General features: G+C 51.8%; 14 protein-coding genes. 6 read left to right on the top strand and 8 right to left on the bottom strand.

Going from position 1 to position 18,047, the window contains the following annotated elements; genetic code table 11:
- The coding region (locus tag ACEW8P_RS00070) for a BatA domain-containing protein (RefSeq protein ID WP_373511069.1) at window positions 1–382 on the bottom strand (382 nt) is incomplete at its 3' end.
- A 160-nt stretch (window positions 383–542) separates the two neighbouring features.
- On the opposite strand from ACEW8P_RS00070, the gene ACEW8P_RS00065 reads away from it, so the two are divergent.
- From ACEW8P_RS00065 to ACEW8P_RS00055, 3 genes are all read left to right on the top strand, one after another.
- Entirely contained in the window at window positions 543–2,150 is a 1,608-nt protein-coding gene (locus ACEW8P_RS00065; RefSeq protein WP_373511068.1) for a DUF4435 domain-containing protein, read from the top strand.
- Window positions 2,151–2,269: 119 nt separating this feature from the next.
- The gene (locus tag ACEW8P_RS00060) at window positions 2,270–2,845 is read left to right on the top strand and encodes a zeta toxin family protein (RefSeq protein WP_373511067.1); all 576 of its coding nucleotides are present in this window, start codon (window positions 2,270–2,272) and stop codon (window positions 2,843–2,845) included.
- Window positions 2,842–2,994: a hypothetical protein gene (locus tag ACEW8P_RS00055; RefSeq protein ID WP_373511066.1), complete on the top strand. Its 153-nt coding sequence runs from the start codon at window positions 2,842–2,844 to the stop codon at window positions 2,992–2,994. The genes ACEW8P_RS00060 and ACEW8P_RS00055 overlap by 4 nt, the downstream gene beginning before the upstream one ends.
- A 6-nt stretch (window positions 2,995–3,000) precedes the next feature.
- On the opposite strand, the gene ACEW8P_RS00050 is transcribed toward ACEW8P_RS00055, so the two are convergent.
- The 5 genes from ACEW8P_RS00050 to ACEW8P_RS00030 form a co-directional block, all read right to left on the bottom strand.
- Window positions 3,001–3,867, bottom strand: coding sequence for a DUF58 domain-containing protein (locus ACEW8P_RS00050; RefSeq protein WP_373511065.1), 867 nt, complete (start codon window positions 3,865–3,867; stop codon window positions 3,001–3,003).
- A 56-nt stretch (window positions 3,868–3,923) separates the two neighbouring features.
- Entirely contained in the window at window positions 3,924–4,703 is a 780-nt protein-coding gene (locus tag ACEW8P_RS00045) for a YgcG family protein (protein WP_373511064.1), read from the bottom strand.
- 8 nt (window positions 4,704–4,711) lie between these two features.
- On the bottom strand, window positions 4,712–5,152 hold the full coding sequence (locus ACEW8P_RS00040) for a TPM domain-containing protein (RefSeq protein ID WP_373511063.1): 441 nt from the start codon (window positions 5,150–5,152) through the stop codon (window positions 4,712–4,714).
- 81 nt (window positions 5,153–5,233) lie between these two features.
- A complete protein-coding gene (locus ACEW8P_RS00035) occupies window positions 5,234–5,815 on the bottom strand; it encodes a LemA family protein (RefSeq protein WP_373511062.1) in 582 nt (193 codons plus the stop codon).
- Window positions 5,816–6,370: 555 nt separating this feature from the next.
- On the bottom strand, window positions 6,371–11,065 hold the full coding sequence (locus ACEW8P_RS00030) for a YCF48-related protein (protein ID WP_373511061.1): 4,695 nt from the start codon (window positions 11,063–11,065) through the stop codon (window positions 6,371–6,373).
- A 249-nt stretch (window positions 11,066–11,314) separates the two neighbouring features.
- Between ACEW8P_RS00030 and ACEW8P_RS00025 the strand changes: the two genes are divergently transcribed.
- The gene (locus tag ACEW8P_RS00025; RefSeq protein ID WP_373511060.1) at window positions 11,315–12,709 is read left to right on the top strand and encodes a hypothetical protein; all 1,395 of its coding nucleotides are present in this window, start codon (window positions 11,315–11,317) and stop codon (window positions 12,707–12,709) included.
- A 96-nt stretch (window positions 12,710–12,805) separates the two neighbouring features.
- On the opposite strand, the gene ACEW8P_RS00020 is transcribed toward ACEW8P_RS00025, so the two are convergent.
- Together ACEW8P_RS00020 and ACEW8P_RS00015 are read right to left on the bottom strand one after the other, a co-directional pair.
- Window positions 12,806–14,233: a DASH family cryptochrome gene (locus tag ACEW8P_RS00020; protein ID WP_373511059.1), complete on the bottom strand. Its 1,428-nt coding sequence runs from the start codon at window positions 14,231–14,233 to the stop codon at window positions 12,806–12,808.
- An 85-nt stretch (window positions 14,234–14,318) separates the two neighbouring features.
- Window positions 14,319–15,680 (bottom strand): peptidoglycan DD-metalloendopeptidase family protein, encoded by a 1,362-nt coding sequence (locus tag ACEW8P_RS00015; protein WP_373511058.1) that lies wholly within the window; start codon window positions 15,678–15,680, stop codon window positions 14,319–14,321.
- Between the two features lie 281 nt (window positions 15,681–15,961).
- Here ACEW8P_RS00015 and ACEW8P_RS00010 point away from each other — a divergent pair, with 281 nt between their 5' ends.
- The gene (locus ACEW8P_RS00010) at window positions 15,962–17,503 is read left to right on the top strand and encodes a YifB family Mg chelatase-like AAA ATPase (RefSeq protein WP_373511057.1); all 1,542 of its coding nucleotides are present in this window, start codon (window positions 15,962–15,964) and stop codon (window positions 17,501–17,503) included.
- Window positions 17,503–18,047, top strand: a 545-nt coding sequence (locus ACEW8P_RS00005) for a methyltransferase dimerization domain-containing protein (protein WP_373511056.1), incomplete at its 3' end; no start/stop codon positions are given. The genes ACEW8P_RS00010 and ACEW8P_RS00005, both read left to right, overlap by 1 nt.

Genomic DNA, 18,047 nt, shown 5'->3' with positions numbered 1-18,047 from the left:
CCGCCAGGCGCAAATCGGGCGCCAGCCAGTAGATCGCTTCGCTCTTTCCGCGTGCGCGATCCAATTCAAAGCGGTAGTTTTCCGCCACAAAAGCATCGGGCTGCACGAGGTGGATTTTTTGTAAAACCTCCGCCGTATTTTTGTTCCTGAACAAGTGCTCGCTCAACAAAAATGCCAGCGTCAGCAACATCAGGCAGCGCAAGGCCAGCAGCAAAAGTTGATCCAAACGCAGCCCGCGCCGCGATTGCTGATTTTTTTCGAACAAAAACCGCGTAGCCGCCCAGGCGATTTCCTTGCCTTTTTTCTGGTGCCAGAAGTGGAGGGCAATGGGGATGGCGACGGCCAGTGCGCCCCACAGCAGGGCGGGTTGGAGGAATTGCATTACTTTTGGATACTGGACGCTGGATACTGGACCGGTCCGCCGGTGCGGTTGGATTTTTCTTTACTTTCAGGTCGTGAAGATAGTGAAAGTGATGAAAAGCTGACAAACTATCCATAAATTGAATAGATAGAGGTTTTGATTTTCTCAAAAGTAAAAAATTATGAATATACAGTTACCATCAAAGAAAGGGCAACCAAACACTAATCCAGTTTTGGATTTTGAGCAACTCGTAATCATTGGTGCAAATGGTTCTGGCAAGACGAGATTTGGCTCTAATATTGAACAACGTTATTATGAACACACACATAGAATATCCGCACAAAAGTCATTATCAATGCCTGATTTTGTCAGTACCAAATCAAAAGAAGTAGCAGAAGGAGAATTCTTGTATGGACACTGGGATAAAAGCAATCCAAATTATTACAAAACGCAAGGTTGGATTCAAGCTCGTTGGGGAAATGATATGAATACATTTCTATTAAACGATTATGAAAAATTAATGGTTTTATTACATACGGAAGAGTACGAATTATCATTAAATTTCAAAGAAAATGGAGGTAGTAAGCCAAATACTAAATTAGATAGAATTCAAAAAATTTGGGAAACCATTTTGCCACACAGAAAATTAATTAAAAAAGCAGGAGTAATAGAAGCCTATCCAACTGAACAAAAAAATAGTATTTACAATGCTTCACAAATGAGTGATGGAGAAAGGGTAATTTTCTATTTAATTGGTGAGGCCATCTGCGCTCCTGAAAAATCAATAATAATTATCGATGAGCCTGAAATGCATATACATAGATCATTAGTTAAAAAACTGTTTGATCAAATTGAGGTTGAGAGATTAGATTGTTTCTTTATTTATCTGACGCATGATATTGATTTTGCTATCACTAGGCAAAATGCTGTTAAGATTTGGACGAAATCCTACAATAGTGGTGATATATGGGACTATGAATTTCTAGATAAGAAGGCACCCATTCCAGAGCAATTATATCTTGAAGTACTTGGAAGTCGAAAACCAATTATTTTTCTTGAAGGTGATAATAGTAGCATTGATTATCAACTGTATGAGCAGGTATATTCTGATTACACAATAAAACCTCTTGGAAGTTGCGAAAAAGTTATTCATAGTGTGAAATCTTTTAACGAGCAAACAGAATTTCATCATTTGCAATCCTTCGGTATAATTGATAGAGACAGAAGATCTGATGTTGATTTATCCAACTTAAATTCCAAAAATATTTGGGTTTTAGATGTAGCGGAAGTAGAAAATCTTTTACTTGAAGAATCAATTGTTAAAGCTATCGCCAATCATTTAGGGCGCAACCCCGAAGAGACCTTCAATGAGATAAAGAGAAACCTGATTGAATTTTTTCAAGAAAGCGTAGAAAGCCAAATCCTTTTGCATTTCAAAGAGGTTTTACGAAAGAAATTACTAGGAATTACAAATTTTGAGTCGAAAAATATATTATCTGTAATATCTGAAATTGATAATACCTTCTTAATAGTTGATAAACAAAAAATTTATGATGACATTAAAATAGAATTTAATCAAGTTATTGATAACTCCAATTTTGATAAGGTTTTAAGATTCTTTAATTTAAAAAATGCCTTAATACCCCGATCGAAAGTTTGCGAATTAACAGGAATTAAAAATAGTGCTAGTTATTTCAAACTGGTTATCACGCTACTGAAACGAAATGATTCAGTCAGTGATGATATAAAAAGGGCAATAGACAAAAAAGTATTAAAAAATATTAAATAGTGTGTTTTTAATCAGAACAATTAAACATGATAATAATGCATTCAATGGTAATAATAAAGTCTTGATCCCTGGATCAGTAAGCAAAATTAGTAGTAAGTTCTATTTCCTTTTGTATCTCTATGCCCGACAAAAACCTCTACATCATCGCAGGATGCAACGGCGCGGGCAAAACCACGGCTTCGTTTACCATACTGCCCGAAATACTTGATTGCAAGGAGTTTGTCAACGCCGACGAAATTGCCCGAGGGCTTTCGCCCTTCCAACCCGAAAAGGTCGCCTTTGAAGCCGGACGCATCATGTTGAATAGAATTGATGACCTGTTAAACCGCGACGAAAGCTTTGCTTTCGAAACTACCCTAGCGACCAAAAGTTATCGAGTTAAGATTGAGGAAGCCAAAAGTAAAGGCTACACGACTACTTTGCTTTTCTTTTGGCTACAAAATGTAGCGTTAGCCAAAGAGCGTGTGAAAACGCGGGTACTAGAAGGCGGGCACAACATTCCGTCAGACGTAATCGAGCGACGCTATTCCAGAGGGATCGCAAATCTGTTGAAAATCTATCTGCCTATTGTAGACAAAGCATTTCTTTTCGATAATTCATTTGGCAGGCGTGAGCTTATAGCGCAAAAATTTATCAGTGGAGATATCGTCGTGACAAACAATGAGAAATTTAGAGACTTAAAAGAATTAGCATGAACACGATCAAAAAGGAAGAAGAATTGCGAGATAAGCTTTTGAAAGGTCTTGACAAGACCTACGAAAAACTCATCGAGTTCAAAAAGCAGAAAGGCACCGACCTCGTCGTGATGCGAGACGGAAAAATCGTGAGAATCAAGCCCGGATAAATCTCTTCACACTTTCCGCTTCGCCAGAAAATCTCGCAGAACGACCGCGATTGGGTCACTCAACCGCGCTCGGATGAGGTGTACGTGCGGCAAACGCAGTTCCTCCTCCAAATCTCCCAGGTACTTCGTTGTGTTTTGGCGGAAAGTGTCCCGCACGGCGTCGGCTTCCAACTCCACCGCGCGGCCTGTTTCCAGGTCTTTGAAACGGTAAAAACCTTTTAGGTCGAAGTCCATTTCCTGGTCGCCCAGAATTTGGAAAATCACTACCTCTCGGCGCGGGTTGGCGACGCTCTTGATGAGATTCAACCACTCTTCGCCGACTTGCCACAAATCCGATACGAAGACCAGCATTTCTTTTTGGCGGGCGTAAAACTCCGGGAAATTGGTCGCGTCGTTGCGCCATTCGCCACTAGCTTCGGTTTTTTCCAAACCAAACAAAATCTTCTGAAACGCCTGCTTGCCCGCTACGGCGAGAGTTTGCAAAGTACCGTCTTGGAGCGCGTACAAACTCATAGCGTCGCCCTGTCGATAGCCCAGATATGCCAGCGAGGCCAATAAAATTCGGGCGTAGTTCAGGCGACTGAGACCGTCCTCGGCGTAGTTCATGGAGCCGGAAAGATCCAGCAAAAAACGAATGTGCAGGCTGCTTTCAGTGGCCGACTCGCGAACCTGATGCTTGCCCGTGCGGGCGTAGAGTTTCCAGTCGATGCGCTTGGGGTCGTCGCCGGGTTCATAGTGGCGGTACTGTTCGAACTCCACGCCCACGCCCGACCGTCGGCTGCCGTGAATGCCCAGCCAAATTTCTTCACTAACCAGTTTTCCGGCCAGTTGGAGGTTGTTGAGTTTTACAAGATCAGCGGCGAGGTGCGGCATGGTAAAATTTTAAGGAATCTAACAGCGGCTTTGTTCAGACCAACTTCGCCGCTACATCAATAACTACCTCCCGCGCCGCCCCCGCCGAAACTACCGCCACCGAAGCCGCCAAATCCGCCGCCTCCCCCGCCGAAGCCGCCACCGCCGCCCCAGTTGCCGGACGAACTACCCCAACCCGAGTGGGTGCTGTACGGAAAGAATACCGGGCCACGCCCGCTGCGGAATCGCTTGCCGCCGCGGCCACCGCCGCCGCCCCGGTTGCGCATGATGAGGAAGAGAATTATGAGAAAAATGATGATGGCAAATCCGCCGGGGAAGCCTTCTTCGCTTGCCGCGCGGGGATCGGCCTGGTACTCGCCGGAGGCGTACCGAATGATGGCGTCCACGCCCCGGTCGAGGCCACGGTAGTACATTTTGTTCTTGAACTCAGGAATAATCACCTGCGACACGATGCGCTTGGCGATGGCATCGGGAATGGCCCCCTCCATGCCGTAGCCCGTGGCGATGAATACTTTACGATCATCAGGTGCCCACAGCAGCACGATACCGTTGTCTTTTCCTTCCTGGCCCACGCCCCATTCACGTCCTAGCTGAAAGGCGTAGTCAGCGATGGCGTAGGGTTCCACACTCGGTACGATGACCAGCGTAATTTGGGTGGACGTGGAATCGTTGTAAGCGACCAGTTTTTGTTCCAATTGCGCTTCTTCGGTGGCATTGAGTTGGTTGGCCAGGTCGTTGACCAACTTCGGCGGACTCGGACGCGGTGGAATGTCCTGCGCCCGCACCGAAAGGCCCGTTAGCAGCAGGAGGAAAAGTAAAAAATGCTGTTTTTTCATGGCTGATTTTACCCGAACGACACGTCGTCGGGTAGTTCGTTGATGTCGTCCGACTGGTACGGAAAGTATTTTCTAAGTTGTTGGCCCGCCTCCTCGATGCCTTCGCACAGACCCTCTACGAATTCGTTTTTCTTGAAGTGCGCGCGGAGTTTATCTTTGGTGCTTTCCCAGAAATCGTGGGGTACTTTTTCGTAGATGCCTTTGTCGCCAAGTACCGCAAACTTACGGTCTTCGTGGGCGAGGTAGAACAGCACCCCGTTGCGGTCCTTAGTATTGTGCAAGCTCAATTCGCCAAAAACTACCTTGGCGCGTTCCATCACGTCGGCATCGGGGCATTTGGCTTCGATGTGGACCTTGATTTCGCCGGAAGTCTGCATTTCGGCTTCCGTAATCGTGGCGACGATGCGTTTCTGCTCGTCGTTGCCGAACAGGAGTGGGGTGTAAGACATGGCCTCTTATTTTTTAAAAAACAAAAAGACGCCACGCCACCACGGCGGGCAGCATGGCGTCTTTATATGTCGAAAGTAGGATTAAAAAGTAACGGTTGGGGCGTTTTGTGAGGCCTGCGATGCCTCGAAGAAGCCCTTTCGGTCGAAACCGAATATCCCGGCAAAAATGGCGTTCGGGAACGTCCGCACCGATTGATTGTAATCGTTCACCACGGCGTTGAAATCGTTCCGGGCCACGGTGATGCGGTTTTCAGTGCCTTCCAACTGGGCCTGCAATTCCAGAAAGTTCTGGTTGGCTTTCAGGTCGGGGTAGCGTTCCACCGAGACCAGCAGCCGCGACAGCGCTCCGCTCAACTGATCCTGCGCGGCCTGGAACTTTTGAATGTTTTCGGGCGATAGGTCATCGACATTGACTTGGGTCGAGGTGGCCTTGGCGCGGGCGTTGATGACGTCGGTCAAAGTACCCCGCTCAAATTCGGCGGCCCCCTTGACGGTGTTGACCAGGTTCGGGATCAAGTCGGCGCGGCGCTGGTACTGGCTCTGCACTTTGGCCCACTGCTCGTTGACGTTTTCGTCTTTCTGCACCAGCCCGTTGTAGGAGCTGCAGCCGAACATACCGCCGACCAGCAAAAGAATAACTATAACGATAATACTTTTGGACATGATGGTTCTGTTTTGAGGTTGATTTTGGTTCAAAATTACCCAAAACTAGGAATTTTTGGGCGGAAAACTACACGGCTGGTCGTGTGGAGCATGATAGATGGTCTGGAAATGGTACGAACGACAAACGGCTTGACCTTCAAAATTGCTTCTCCCCCGCTCGTCCCGATTGCAAACCAGGACGAGTAGGCAACAACCATTAAAAACAGATGTCCCATCAGTCGCCGGTTTTCTTTGTTATATGGTGCCACTACTGCTTTTGACTGAGACGAACTTTTGCCTTTCTCCAACCTCTCATTTGCTGTACTTCGGGTGATTTATGTCATGGAACCCGGCGCGTTCTGAACAAAATACACTTTCATGTGCGTCAGGCCACTTGAACCAAAAGCTCACGCTGCCGCCAGTTTGAAACTGGTGGCTAAGAGTAATGAAAGTTTTTAACTGGTAGAACTCCCTAGTTGAGTGTAGTCTTCCGCAGGAGACTGCGCCCTGAATATGAAGCAGCCGTTCGTAACGGCCGCCGACGCTTGGTTGAACTCCCCACCGATTTATTGGCACTTACTCCTGACCCATCTGCAGCCCCGCGTTAGTACTATACTGAATTTGCCCGCGCAAGTCCACGCTTTTGGCTTTTGCTGAGTAGCTGCCCGGCAGTGTTACGATGTGTTCGGCATTGATGCGAACGTCATCTAGGGCGGTGGGAATCGTGCCGCAAGACCATACGTAAGGTGCGTCCCAGTTGCCGGAAGCGGTCGTGCTCAGTGGTGCCACGCTCGACGGAAGTACCATTACCGGAGCCGAGGCGCAAGGGGCGGCAGCAGGGTGAAAAGACAGGATGCCATTTGTGCCGATCACCCAGCCGTGGGTAGAGTCGGTGAAGGACATACCCTTGATGCTGGGATAAGAACTGGTATTGGGGTATGGATAAGATTTCTTCCAGGTGGCGCCTCCGTCTTTTGTGGTATAGACGAATCGGCTCCCCGAAACGAACCCGTTGTTCTGATCCACAAACTGGATCTGGAAATAATTGCTGTCGTTGGGGTTTGGGTCGATTTGAGTTTTTTCCCAAGTAACACCGCCATCTCGGGTACGGATTGCGCTGTTGGGGCTGGGGCCGACCGCCCAACCTTCGGTGGGACTGGTGAAATACACTGAGTGCAAGGGAGAGTATATACCGGAAGACTGAGCGTTCCAGTTGGCCCCGCCGTCGGTGGTGACGAGGACGTTGCCGTTGACCCCCACGACCCAGCCCCGGTTAGCGTCCAGGAAAAATAAGCCCATCAAGTTGCTGTTGGTATTGGAAGTCTGCTTGACCCAGGAAAGCCCGCCATCGGTGGTCTTGAAAATGAAGCCGGAAAATCCCACGCCCCAACCCACGGTGGGGCTGACAAAGAAAAGCTGGTAAATCGCCACGGTGATGGGTAGCTGCTGGGATGTCCAGGTAGTGCCGCCATCGGTGGTGCGTAGCAAAGCCCGGTTGCTTCCCAGTATCCAGCCATAGGTGTCGTCGAGGAAAAAGAGGTCGAAACTATTGGATGGGTTGCTGTTAAAGGTATTCAGTTTTCGGACGTTCCAGCTCTTGCCCCCATTGGCGGTACTGAGTAAATCTCCCTCAGCCCCGATGGCAAAGCCCTTTTCACTATTTACAAAATGAAGGTCTGAGAGATAAAATCCCGACAAACTACCGCCCACCCGATGCCAGGTGGCGGCTCCGTCGGTGGTGCGGGCAATCAAGTCACCACCTACCATAACCCCTTCGGCAGCCGAGGTCATGTAAAAGCGTTCAGCACTTCCGAGGCCGATGTCGTATAGGTTGGGGAAGCGCGACCAGGTCTGCCCGCCATCATCAGTTCTGAGGAAATAATTATCGCTAACTTTTATCCAGCCGTGTTCATTGTCCAAGAACTGCACCTGATTGTAGGAAGCGTAGTTGTCACCCGGTTGAGTGTCTTGGCTTTCCCAGCTTGCGCCTCCGTCGGCAGTGTGCAGCAGGGTTTTCCCGCTTCCGGTAATCCAGCCGTGGTTGGCATCGATGAAAAAGACATCGCCGAGGGAAGGCTTTTGGCCCGAGCCGAAGCCGACATCCACGTCGGCCCAGGTGCTGCCTCCATCCGTGGTTTTCTTGACCCGCCCATTATAGCCTACGACCCAGGCGGTCGTAGCAGAAATAGCGTGAATCGCCACAAAACTGTTTGTGCCAACAAGCTGCGTGGTCCAGGTGGCTCCGCCATCGGCGGTGCGATAGATACCAAGCGGGCTGGTGACCCAGCCCACATTTTCGTCGGCAAAGGAAATATCCGTCAGGCCATTCCCATCGGCACTTTTCTGTTTGAGCCAGGTATTGCCCCCATCGGTCGTTTTGAAGGTGTGAGGGCCGTAGCCAATCGCCCACCCCACGGCAGGACTCACCATATGAATTCTGTTCAGGTCATCTTTGGTGCCGCTTGGTAAGGTTTTCCAGCTTATGCCGCCGTCGCTGGTTTTCAGGATGGTCCCCAGGCTCCCAACGACAAAACCTACCGATGCAGAAGTGAATGTAACATCATGCAATGAAGTATTAGTGAAAGCACCCATCTGCGGCGCCCAGGCTCCGGTGGCATCGACCTCGGCGGTGTAGGTTCCTGCGCCCGGCGGAGTGAAATTGCCATTTGTATTGCCTTTTTGGATTAAGGTTCCGTCGTTTTTCCAGAGGATGTCCGAATTGTAAAAGTAATTGGAAGCCGTGAACACAGGCCGACCACAATTTACCGAAGAAGCCGTATCCAGCCGAATCTTCGGGATTACCGCCACGCCCGTGTAAGTCGCGCCCTTACAACCATTGCCTGCATCGCAAAAAGCCGTGTAACTCGTGGAAGCATAGGGCGTCACGGTAATCGTCTTACCCGTACTACCATCCGACCAGCTCAGGCCGCTGGGGCAGCCACTGGCGGTGAGGGTGATACTTTCGCCTTCACAAAGGGCATTGTGGGTAGAGGATGTAACGACGGGGCCGGGGACATTCTGGCGGAGTATGACGCTGGCGGCGCAGGTGATAGTGGGCGCGGCGTAGTGCATGATGGCTCCTCTACCATCGCTAATCCAGGCGTTGGCAGGGTCAGCGAGCCTTATTTCTGTAAATTGGGTATGAGTAGGGATGGATTGTTTAATCCAGCTCGACCCACCGTTCAGAGTTTTGTACACAGGATAGCCGCCATTGTTTTCTAGGTCATAGCCCAGTGCTATTCCGAAGTCTGAACCGGAGAAATCCATGCTCTTGAATTTGAGGGGTACTCCGTCGGACAGATTCGCCGTCCAGGTAACTCCGCCATCGGTAGTTTTTCGGGTCGTAAGGCCCAACGACCAACCTTCGTTTTGGTTTTTGAAATAAAGGGTCTGAATAAAATTCGTCCCTACGTTCATGGGGGTCCAGGTGATGCCGCCATCAGTCGTTCTGGCCGCCTGACCATTGGCCCCGCTTACCCAGCCGTGGAGCGCATCGACAAAGAACAAATCTCCCAGAAAGATACCTGTGGCTGACGCAGTCCAGGTATTGCCGCCGTCGGTGGTGCGGTAAATTTCCTCAGAAGCATTAAAGACCCACCCGACTGAGCTACTCACGAATTGTATTCTGGGAGAAGTACCATTGGCAAAATTGTACTTTGCCGTCCAGGTATTTCCCCCATCCGTACTTTTATAAATTGAGGCTGGAAAGGAGGATATGCCTTTTGCTACTGCGTAGCCCGTGTTCTCATCTATAAAATCGACATCGTACACATCCTTCAAGGTAGTTTTCTCCCAGACCTTGCCGCCATTGGTAGTTTTCAGCATGAAATCATTTCCGTTTCCTACCCAGCCGATTTCGTTATTGACAAAGTCGAGGGCTGTGCGCTGGCTTACGACGCTTGCCCCGGAATTCGCTCCGTATCCTAAGGTAGTTTTCCAGTCGTAAGACGAGGCCGTCTGGTATCCGGTCAGTAACCTTCCCCCGCGCCCCGCCGCCCAGGCTTTGTCAGAGGATCGCATGAACACCGACAGTGGGTCGATGGGCGGCGCGTTGGTAAGGTTCCAGGAACTACCCCCGTTGGTCGTGCGGTAGATTCCACCGGAAGAAACTACGGTGCCATGATTGCTATCGCTGAAATACACATCCCGGAATTCGAGCCCGAAAGGTACGGCTCCGCTATAATCGGTCCAGGTACTGCCCCCGTTGGTCGTTTTGTGCAGTCCCCTCCGCCCTACTGCCCATCCTTCTGATGCACTTGAAAAAAATACTTTGTAAAAGTACCCGTACTCGCTGGCGGTCAGCACCGTATTCCAGGTACTACCGCCGTCGGTAGTTTTTTTGATTTCGGAACCGATGCTCAGCCAACCGGTTGAAGCATCAGCAAAGAAGATGTCTTCTATATAGGCACTGCTTACGTTATGGACCAATGTCCAGGTGTATCCCCCGTTAGTAGTCTTCCATACCGCGTTCGGACTCAATAGCCACCCATTGTCATTATTGGTAAAAAAAACTTTACTAAGACCCAGATCGCTCGGAATGGCATAGGAACGGTTCCAGGAAAGTCCGCCGTCCGTTGTCTTGTACAACCCATTCGTGCGGCTGGCCAGCCAACCCGTTGAAGGACTTGTAAAATGCACCGAACTAAGGTCAAACTTATCCGCAAAAGCCACCCGGTTCCACGTCTGCCCGCCGTCCGTCGTCCTCACAATCTTGCCATAATTTCCCACGGCTACCCCTATAAAATCGGTCGCAAAAAAAATATCGTTGAAGTCTTCCCCGTCGGGCAGCAGGTTCTGCCAGGTCCAGGCGGAAGTCGGGATGTCGGACTTGACGGTGTAAACACCCGGCTGCGTGGCAGTATAGTTGTTGCTGCCCGCGCCGGGGATAAGTACCCCGTCTCTCTCCCAGCGCAAGTTGCTGCCGATGGGCACGCCGGGAACACTGAGCGTGGCTTGGTCGGTGAGGCAAGTGCCGACATTGGAATTTAGTTGTAGCCCCGGCACAACGATGGGCGACAAACTACCCGTAGTTTTGTTACTTCCCACGGTACAGGTGACATAGTAGGTCGTCGTCACGGCGGGGCTGACCGAAATGCTGGCCGTGGTTTCACCCGTAGACCATTTGAGCGTACCGCCGCAGTTGGCGGCAGTAAGGGTAGCCGAACTACCCGTGCAGATCGTTTTGGGGCCACTGACAGTAAACTGGGCCTGGGCGGGCTGGAGGCTGAAAACGGCCACGAAAAAGCAGAGAGCGGGTAGCAGGTGTCGCATGGTGGTGAGGTTGAGAGATTATCGCCAGTAAAAATAAAAGGAATAGTACATAGATGCACTATTCCCCTTAATAGTTGGAAGGGTGAAAAAGTAAGTTATTTTATTTTCATTCCGGGCGGCGATGGTCTTTTTAACAAAAAATGCCCTAAACGACTTACCCTTACCCTCCGTAAAAAATAAAATGTCCCTAGGAACGTTCTGGCCTTGATGCCGGAATGTGATTTATTTACTAATTGTGTCCACCCATAGATGAAAAACGTGTTGAAGTTTTGGGCCGCCCTGATGGGCGGTCTGATCGTGATTTGGGGTTTGCTTCGTCTGTATGATAAGCTGTTTGCCAACGATGATGCAATACTGGGCGGCATCAATTTGAATACGCTGCTCAACTACCTGCTGGTGGGCGCAGGGCTGCTGGCATTAGCTACCCTGGGTACACGTTCAAAGTATAATTGGCTGGCCAATCTCTCAGCTTCACTGTGCGGGTTGTTGTTCTTTTGGGTTATGGCCGAACTCGTTTGTTTTGGCCTGATCAGTTTGGGGATTACCGATGCGCCGCCACCTTTTCACTCACGGGTCAAGCTAAACGAGAATTGGGTTTCCCACAAGGAGCCATTTTGGGCGGATATCAGCTCCGAATTTGGCCGCTGGCGCTTACCCAATAGTTCGATTCGAGTGCCTATTTGCAACGGCGACAGTGTTTTGCTGACCAGTAACTCTTACGGCATGCGCGACGCCGAGCGGCAGCTTGCCAATCCTGGTTCCAACAAGCGGGCCATATTACTGGGTGACTCTTTTATGGAGGGCTATATGGTGGATGCGCCTTTGCGCTATTCCAATCTGCTGGAAACCAAAACGGGTCGTGAACACCTTAATTTTGGAATCAATGGCACTAGCCCGATCAACTATTTCCTGACTTATGAGCACCTGGCCCGGCAGTTTGAACACGATGTGGTCATTGTCTCGTTGCTTCCGGCCAATGACTTTGAGGACTACTCGGAATCGGCAAAAATGGGGCTGCTGCATTACCCGATTTATCGCCCCTACTGGGAAAGAGATTTCCCGGATGTAAATCTCAAATACTCGATTACGGATATCAATCAGTCGGTCGCTGCTCCAGCCAATATACGACAGCCTACTAATACACAGCAATCAGTAGATTCGGTGTATCGCTCCATGCAGTGGGGCAAAAAAATGGTGGCCGAGCTCAAGTTGAATTCTTACGTTTACGCCTGTGCTATGAACTGGGCAGGTAAATCCGCAAGTCGCAATTCCGAACTAGCGAACAGCTTCGCCAGGGAATTCTTCGAGGAGCGTTGGTTCGCATTCGGCTATTCGCTGGAAGAGCTGCTGAAGGTTGCTCAGGGAAAAAAAACAATCTTGCTGGGGATGCCCGTCTTGTCCGATGTACACGCTTACGATAAGCTACCCGAAGATGATTTATCGCCGCAAATTCAGGCCCTTTGTCAAAAGTACGGAGCAGCGTATATCAACTTGTTGCCCATCGTTCACAAGATGAATCCGGCAGAGTGGTCCACCCTTTACATTTCCTGCGATGGGCATTTCTCTGCTAAAGGTGAAAAGTTCGTAGCCAATGTATTGCTCCAAGATCCGTCTTATCGCGAGGCGATGGGGTTGGAAAATTGAAGAGAACAATTTAGGAGATTTCTACGAGGAGCATGACTGGTTGTATTTGATAATCAGATTTTTGGAAGAGCAAAAAGATACGTTTGTCTTTTTCACTTATTTTAGCCACTTGTCCCCTTCCACAATCGGCAGCGGGTAATCCTCTCCCAAAACTACCCCGTACTCCTGCTGCTCGGCGGGTGACAACTGCCAGACCCGGTGGATTTTGTCGGTAGGTACTTTGGCCAGTTCGGGCAGCCAGTACTTTACGTAACTACCCTCGGGGTCGTAGCGCGTGGCCTGGGAGTATTGGTTGAAGTAGCGATCCTGGCGCGGGTCATTGCCGACGCCCGCCACGTAGTTCCAGTTGCCCCAGTTGCTGCACACGTCGTAGTCGATGAGCAGACTCTCGAACCAGGCTGCGCCCCAGGTCCAGTCGAGGCCCAGGTCGTGGGCCAGAAAGCTGGCGACGTTCTGCCGCCCGCGGTTGGACATAAAGCCCGTCGCCGCGATTTCGCGCATATTGGCATCCACAAAGGGAACGCCCGTTTGGCCCGTCTGCCATTTCTCAAACAGGTCACGGTCGTGCCGCCAGCGCTTGTCCTTGTCGAGTTTCAGGCCGGAGGGCTTGAAGAGTCGCGTTCCCCAGCGCAGCATTACGAAGTGGAAAAAGTCGCGCCAAAGCAATTCAAAAATCAGCCAGTAGGTGGAGTTATTGGCCGTGCGTTCGGTTTCGTAACGTTTCACTTCTTCATGAACCCGCCGGGGCGACAGGCAACCCAGCGACAGCCAGGCCGAGAATTTGGAAGAGTAGTCGGCTCCCAGCAGTCCGTTGCGGGTTTCCTTGTAGGTCGCGATGTGGTCGCTTTCCCACAAATACTTCTGCAGTCGCTGCAAGCCCGCCGTTTCACCGCCCTGGTAGTCCAGCACGCCACGCGGATCGGGCGGCGTTATTTCCGCTTCGGTGAAACCCAGATCTGCGAGCGTAGGCATTTCTCCGGCTTCGCAGTCGGCGGGTGAGTCTACGGATTCGGGTTGATTCGCAGTGGGGCGCACGGCGGCGTTTTTCTCTACATTTTTCCTAAAATCCGTAAAAACCTCCGGTAGCCGATTGATGGCAAGGGGCAAGTCGCGCACGTGGTACAGCGTTGACATCCACGTAAAAATCATATCCACGTTCAACTGCTTCAGTCTTTTGCTCAACGAAGATTCCACGTCAGTTTCTTCCTGAGCAATTTCTTTGCTTAGGTGTAGTTCTTCCGCGTCGTAATGCTGGGCCAGTTCGGCCAGAACGCGCTCCGGTTCGCCGATTCTTATCAGTAAATCGCCGCCTTTCTCGCGCAGCGATGCCCGCAGGTCAGCCACGCTTTCCAGCAGGAAGCGAGTGCGATAGATTCCCGTCTTGTGAAAGCCCATTGGCGTTTTCTCAAACAACCTTGGATCGAAAACAAAGACGGGAAGTACTTCATCGGCTTTTTGGGTGGCTTTTAAAAACCCTTCGTTGTCGTGCAGGCGCAGGTCGTTGCGAAACCAGTAAATGTTCATTCGGTGGATAGTTGACAATTGACAGTGGACAGTGCCCATTCGACACTGAGCGGTCTTTATCTTAGTGATTAGGCCGCGAAATTACTCATTCCTTCCTAACCCAGCCTTTTGATTTGGCTTTATCCAATTCAACTAGTTCAAAATTGCCGCTGCTGCCCAGCACGGTGAGCGTGGCGGATTCGATCAGTACTTCGTAAACGGCGGCGTCGGGATAGGCTTCGTCATAAATTGGCGTAGCGGCGGCGAGTCGCGCTTTACCCACGGATGCGCCGATGTCCCGCACCGCCGAGGCGGGTAGGTAGCCTTCAGTTTCGTGGGGCGTCCTGACCCGCAGCCAGCCGCCGGAGCCGCCCAGCACACGAACAATCTGATTCCGTTCCAGCGATTCCACGGTTTCAGCCGTGTTAGTTGGAGTAAGGCGCAGGCGTGTATTCGTGACGACGCGCGCGGTGTCGCCAAGTTTGTCGGCGTCGGGAAGCTTCTGCTTCGGCTCGCCCAGTCCCGTGCGGATGAAGGGGAGCGGGTCCGTCGCCCCGCGCCCACCCGACTGGTAAATTCCGAAATGCAGGTGGGGCCCGGTGGTGCGGGCGTTGCCCGTGTTGCCCACAAAGCCCAGCGTGTCGCCCAGTTTCACCCGCTTTCCCGTGACCACGTTGAAGCTGTCGAGGTGCGCGTAGTACAAGTTTATACCGTGTGACTGATCGGACAGGAACACGACGTTGCCGCCCAGGCTATTGGTGCCCACCCGCGATACGAAACCGTCGATGGCCGCCAAAGCGGGCGTACCGCGCGGCGCAAAAATATCCACGCCCTCGTGACTGCGCCGCCCGCCGTCGCGGTTGGCACCCCAGAAACTACTGATCTGTTTGCTATTACGACCCTCGACCGGAAACGCCAGCAGCGGGTCGCGCGTGACGGACAGCGTGTAGCGGCCACTCCGCAGCAACTCGGGCTGAATGCGAATCAGGTGCGTCCGGCTGCGCTTGACTTCCCAGCGCAGACCCGTCGTATCGGCTCTCGCCGAAAGTACCCGTGAGGGTTTTTGCTTCTCGTCCAGTTCAAAAATATCTACGAAAACCTTAGTCTTGCTACGGCCCGTCGTGTCGCCACCCGTGCGTCCCTGCACCGATACGGCGATCGAAAGTACATCGCCGCGCTCGGCCTGCACCCGATACCCCACCGCCAGTGGCGACTGCGCCGGGAAGTAGCCGCTCTCGCGGTAGGGTAGCGTAATAAGCAGGGAATCGCGCAAGGAACGCTCGGAAGCCGCTATCCACAGCGTACCCAGGGCGGTCTGATCCAGATTGGCGGCTTTCAATGACCGCGCGTACTGCTCGTGCGGCGAGGGGGAAGTGAAAAGTCCCTGGCCGGGGCCGAAGATTTCGCAGGAAGTGAGGGTAAAGGCAAGGAGTGATTGGATAGCATATCCCAGAAATCGTAACTTCATCTTGTATTTTTTTGAAAATTTCTTAACCCTAAACCCTTTCAAACTGTTCGATAGAACAATCTTGGTTTTCATTTTCAGTACCAGGATACTGAACGTACGGAATTCAAACGCACGATTGTTAAAAAAATGAGCCAGCCATTACCAGATGTTTAGAAAAAACCCAGGTACTCAGCCGATCTTTTCGGGGCGGGCATTAGCAGCCTCTACCTTTAAAGTCGTTGATTCGAGTCCAAATTATTCTATTTTTGCAACTACCCTTGTCAACCAAAAATCCCCACCCTATGCTTTCCAAAACCTTCGGCGGCGCGGTCTATGGCGTCAACGCTTCGATGATCACTATCGAGGTCGCGGTAAGCCAGGGGTTGCACTTTTTCATGGTGGGACTACCCGACAGCGCCGTGAAGGAAAGCCAGCAGCGCGTGGAAGCATCGCTGAAGCACGGTGGCTACCGGATGCCGCGCCAGAAAATCGTCGTCAATCTCGCCCCCGCTGATGTCAAGAAAGAGGGTTCTTCCTACGACCTGCCCATCGCCCTCTGTGTGCTGGAAACCTCCGAGCAAATCAAGTGCGAGCGTAGCCTGGAAGACTACGTGATTATGGGCGAGCTATCGCTCGACGGCCAGTTGCGGCCCATCAAAGGCGTACTGCCCATCGCCATCGAAGCCCGCAAGCAGGGCATGAAGGGCATCGTGCTGCCTACCGAAAACGCTCCCGAAGCCGCCATTGTGAATAATCTGGATGTGATCGGCGTGGAAACCATGATGGAAGCCGTGGAATTCTTCGAGGGCAGGCGCGAGATCGAGCCGCTGGTCATCGACACCCGCGATATTTTTGCCAACACCGTCAACGATTACGAGGCTGATTTCTCGCACGTGCAAGGACAGGAAAACATCAAACGCGCCCTGGAAATCACGGCGGCGGGCGGCCACAACGCCATCATGATCGGGCCACCCGGCGCGGGCAAAACTATGCTGGCCAAGCGGTTGCCGTCCATTTTACCACCGCTGTCGTTGCAGGAAGCCCTGGAAACTACCAAAATCCATTCCGTAGCTGGTAAACTCGGGTCGCGCTCGACACTGATTTCGCGGCGGCCATTCCGCTCGCCGCACCACTCCATCAGCGACGCGGCGCTGGTCGGTGGTGGTAGTTTTCCGCAGCCGGGCGAGATTTCGCTGGCGCACAATGGGGTACTTTTTCTGGACGAACTACCCGAATTCAAACGCACGGTGCTGGAAGTGATGCGCCAGCCGCTGGAAGAGCGCAAGGTGAGTATTTCCCGCGCCCGCATGGCCGTGGAGTTTCCGTCCAACTTCATGCTTATCGCCAGCATGAATCCCTGCCCGTGCGGCTACTACAACCACCCCGAAAAAGAGTGCGTCTGTGGGCCGGGCGTAGTGCAGAAGTACCTCAACAAAATCAGCGGCCCGCTGCTCGACCGCATCGACCTGCACGTGGAGGTGACGCCCGTGTCGTTTGACCAAATCGCTTCTACCCGCAAGTCCGAGGGCAGCGACGAAATCCGGGAACGCGTCATCAAGGCCCGCGAGCGCCAGACAGAGCGTTTCAAGGATCGTCCCGAAATCTACTCCAACGCCATGATGCCACCCGAAATGGTGAAGGAAATCTGCGAAATCGGCGATGCGGGCCGCGCCCTGCTTCGCACCGCAATGGAGCGCCTCGGCCTCTCGGCCCGCGCCTACGACCGAATACTGAAAGTGTCGCGTACCATCGCCGACTTGGCCGGCAGCGACGACATTAAGATCGAACACCTTGCCGAAGCCATCCAGTACCGTAGCCTGGATCGTGAAAACTGGGCCGGCTGATGCAGCTACGCGTATTTCCTGACTCCCTGAAAGAATGGCTGGCCCTAAGACTCAACCTGGTGCCGATGCCGCTGCTTCACGCGCAGGTGCTGCCCGTCATCAGTCGTGCTGTGCTGGAGGCGGTGGATGGCGGCGTTTTTGAGGCAATTCAAAATGGCCACACCACCGCTGATACCATTGCCAAGGCTTGTAGTTTCGACGTCCGCGCCACGACGCAGCTGCTGGGCGTCCTGACTTCGGTGAACTATCTAAAATTTAAGAAAGGCGAGTACCGTCTGACGCGCATTACCAGCAAGTGGGTACTGGCCGACAGCCCTTACTCGGTGCGCGACCTGGCCATTTACAACAACCGCATCGTGTGGCCATGGCTGGAAAAAATGGGTGATTACCTGAAAACGGGACGAGGTTTGCAGTATCACGAATCTTTGCAAGCCAACGATTGGGATCTCTACCAGCGCGGTATGTGGGCTGGGGCCATTTCCGAAGCAAAAGAATTCGCTCGCAACGTACCCGTGCCTGAAAACGCTACCCGGATGCTCGACAT

The sequence above is a fragment of the Persicitalea sp. genome, assembly GCF_041751555.1.
Classification (GTDB): domain Bacteria; phylum Bacteroidota; class Bacteroidia; order Cytophagales; family Spirosomataceae; genus Persicitalea.
The sequence above is the reverse complement of the archived record's forward strand: the minus strand, read 5'-3'. Positions and strand labels throughout refer to the sequence as shown.

What these genes read in the sequence shown, in the direction of transcription:
- ACEW8P_RS00065 (WP_373511068.1), top strand. Translation starts at nt 543, where the DNA reads ATGAATATACAGTTACCATCAAAGAAAGGGCAACCAAACACTAATCCA.
- ACEW8P_RS00060 (WP_373511067.1), top strand. Translation starts at nt 2,270, where the DNA reads ATGCCCGACAAAAACCTCTACATCATCGCAGGATGCAACGGCGCGGGC.
- ACEW8P_RS00055 (WP_373511066.1), top strand. Translation starts at nt 2,842, where the DNA reads ATGAACACGATCAAAAAGGAAGAAGAATTGCGAGATAAGCTTTTGAAA.
- ACEW8P_RS00050 (WP_373511065.1), bottom strand. Translation starts at nt 3,867, where the DNA reads ATGCCGCACCTCGCCGCTGATCTTGTAAAACTCAACAACCTCCAACTG.
- ACEW8P_RS00045 (WP_373511064.1), bottom strand. Translation starts at nt 4,703, where the DNA reads ATGAAAAAACAGCATTTTTTACTTTTCCTCCTGCTGCTAACGGGCCTT.
- ACEW8P_RS00040 (WP_373511063.1), bottom strand. Translation starts at nt 5,152, where the DNA reads ATGTCTTACACCCCACTCCTGTTCGGCAACGACGAGCAGAAACGCATC.
- ACEW8P_RS00035 (WP_373511062.1), bottom strand. Translation starts at nt 5,815, where the DNA reads ATGTCCAAAAGTATTATCGTTATAGTTATTCTTTTGCTGGTCGGCGGT.
- ACEW8P_RS00030 (WP_373511061.1), bottom strand. Translation starts at nt 11,065, where the DNA reads ATGCGACACCTGCTACCCGCTCTCTGCTTTTTCGTGGCCGTTTTCAGC.
- ACEW8P_RS00025 (WP_373511060.1), top strand. Translation starts at nt 11,315, where the DNA reads ATGAAAAACGTGTTGAAGTTTTGGGCCGCCCTGATGGGCGGTCTGATC.
- ACEW8P_RS00020 (WP_373511059.1), bottom strand. Translation starts at nt 14,233, where the DNA reads ATGAACATTTACTGGTTTCGCAACGACCTGCGCCTGCACGACAACGAA.
- ACEW8P_RS00015 (WP_373511058.1), bottom strand. Translation starts at nt 15,680, where the DNA reads ATGAAGTTACGATTTCTGGGATATGCTATCCAATCACTCCTTGCCTTT.
- ACEW8P_RS00010 (WP_373511057.1), top strand. Translation starts at nt 15,962, where the DNA reads ATGCTTTCCAAAACCTTCGGCGGCGCGGTCTATGGCGTCAACGCTTCG.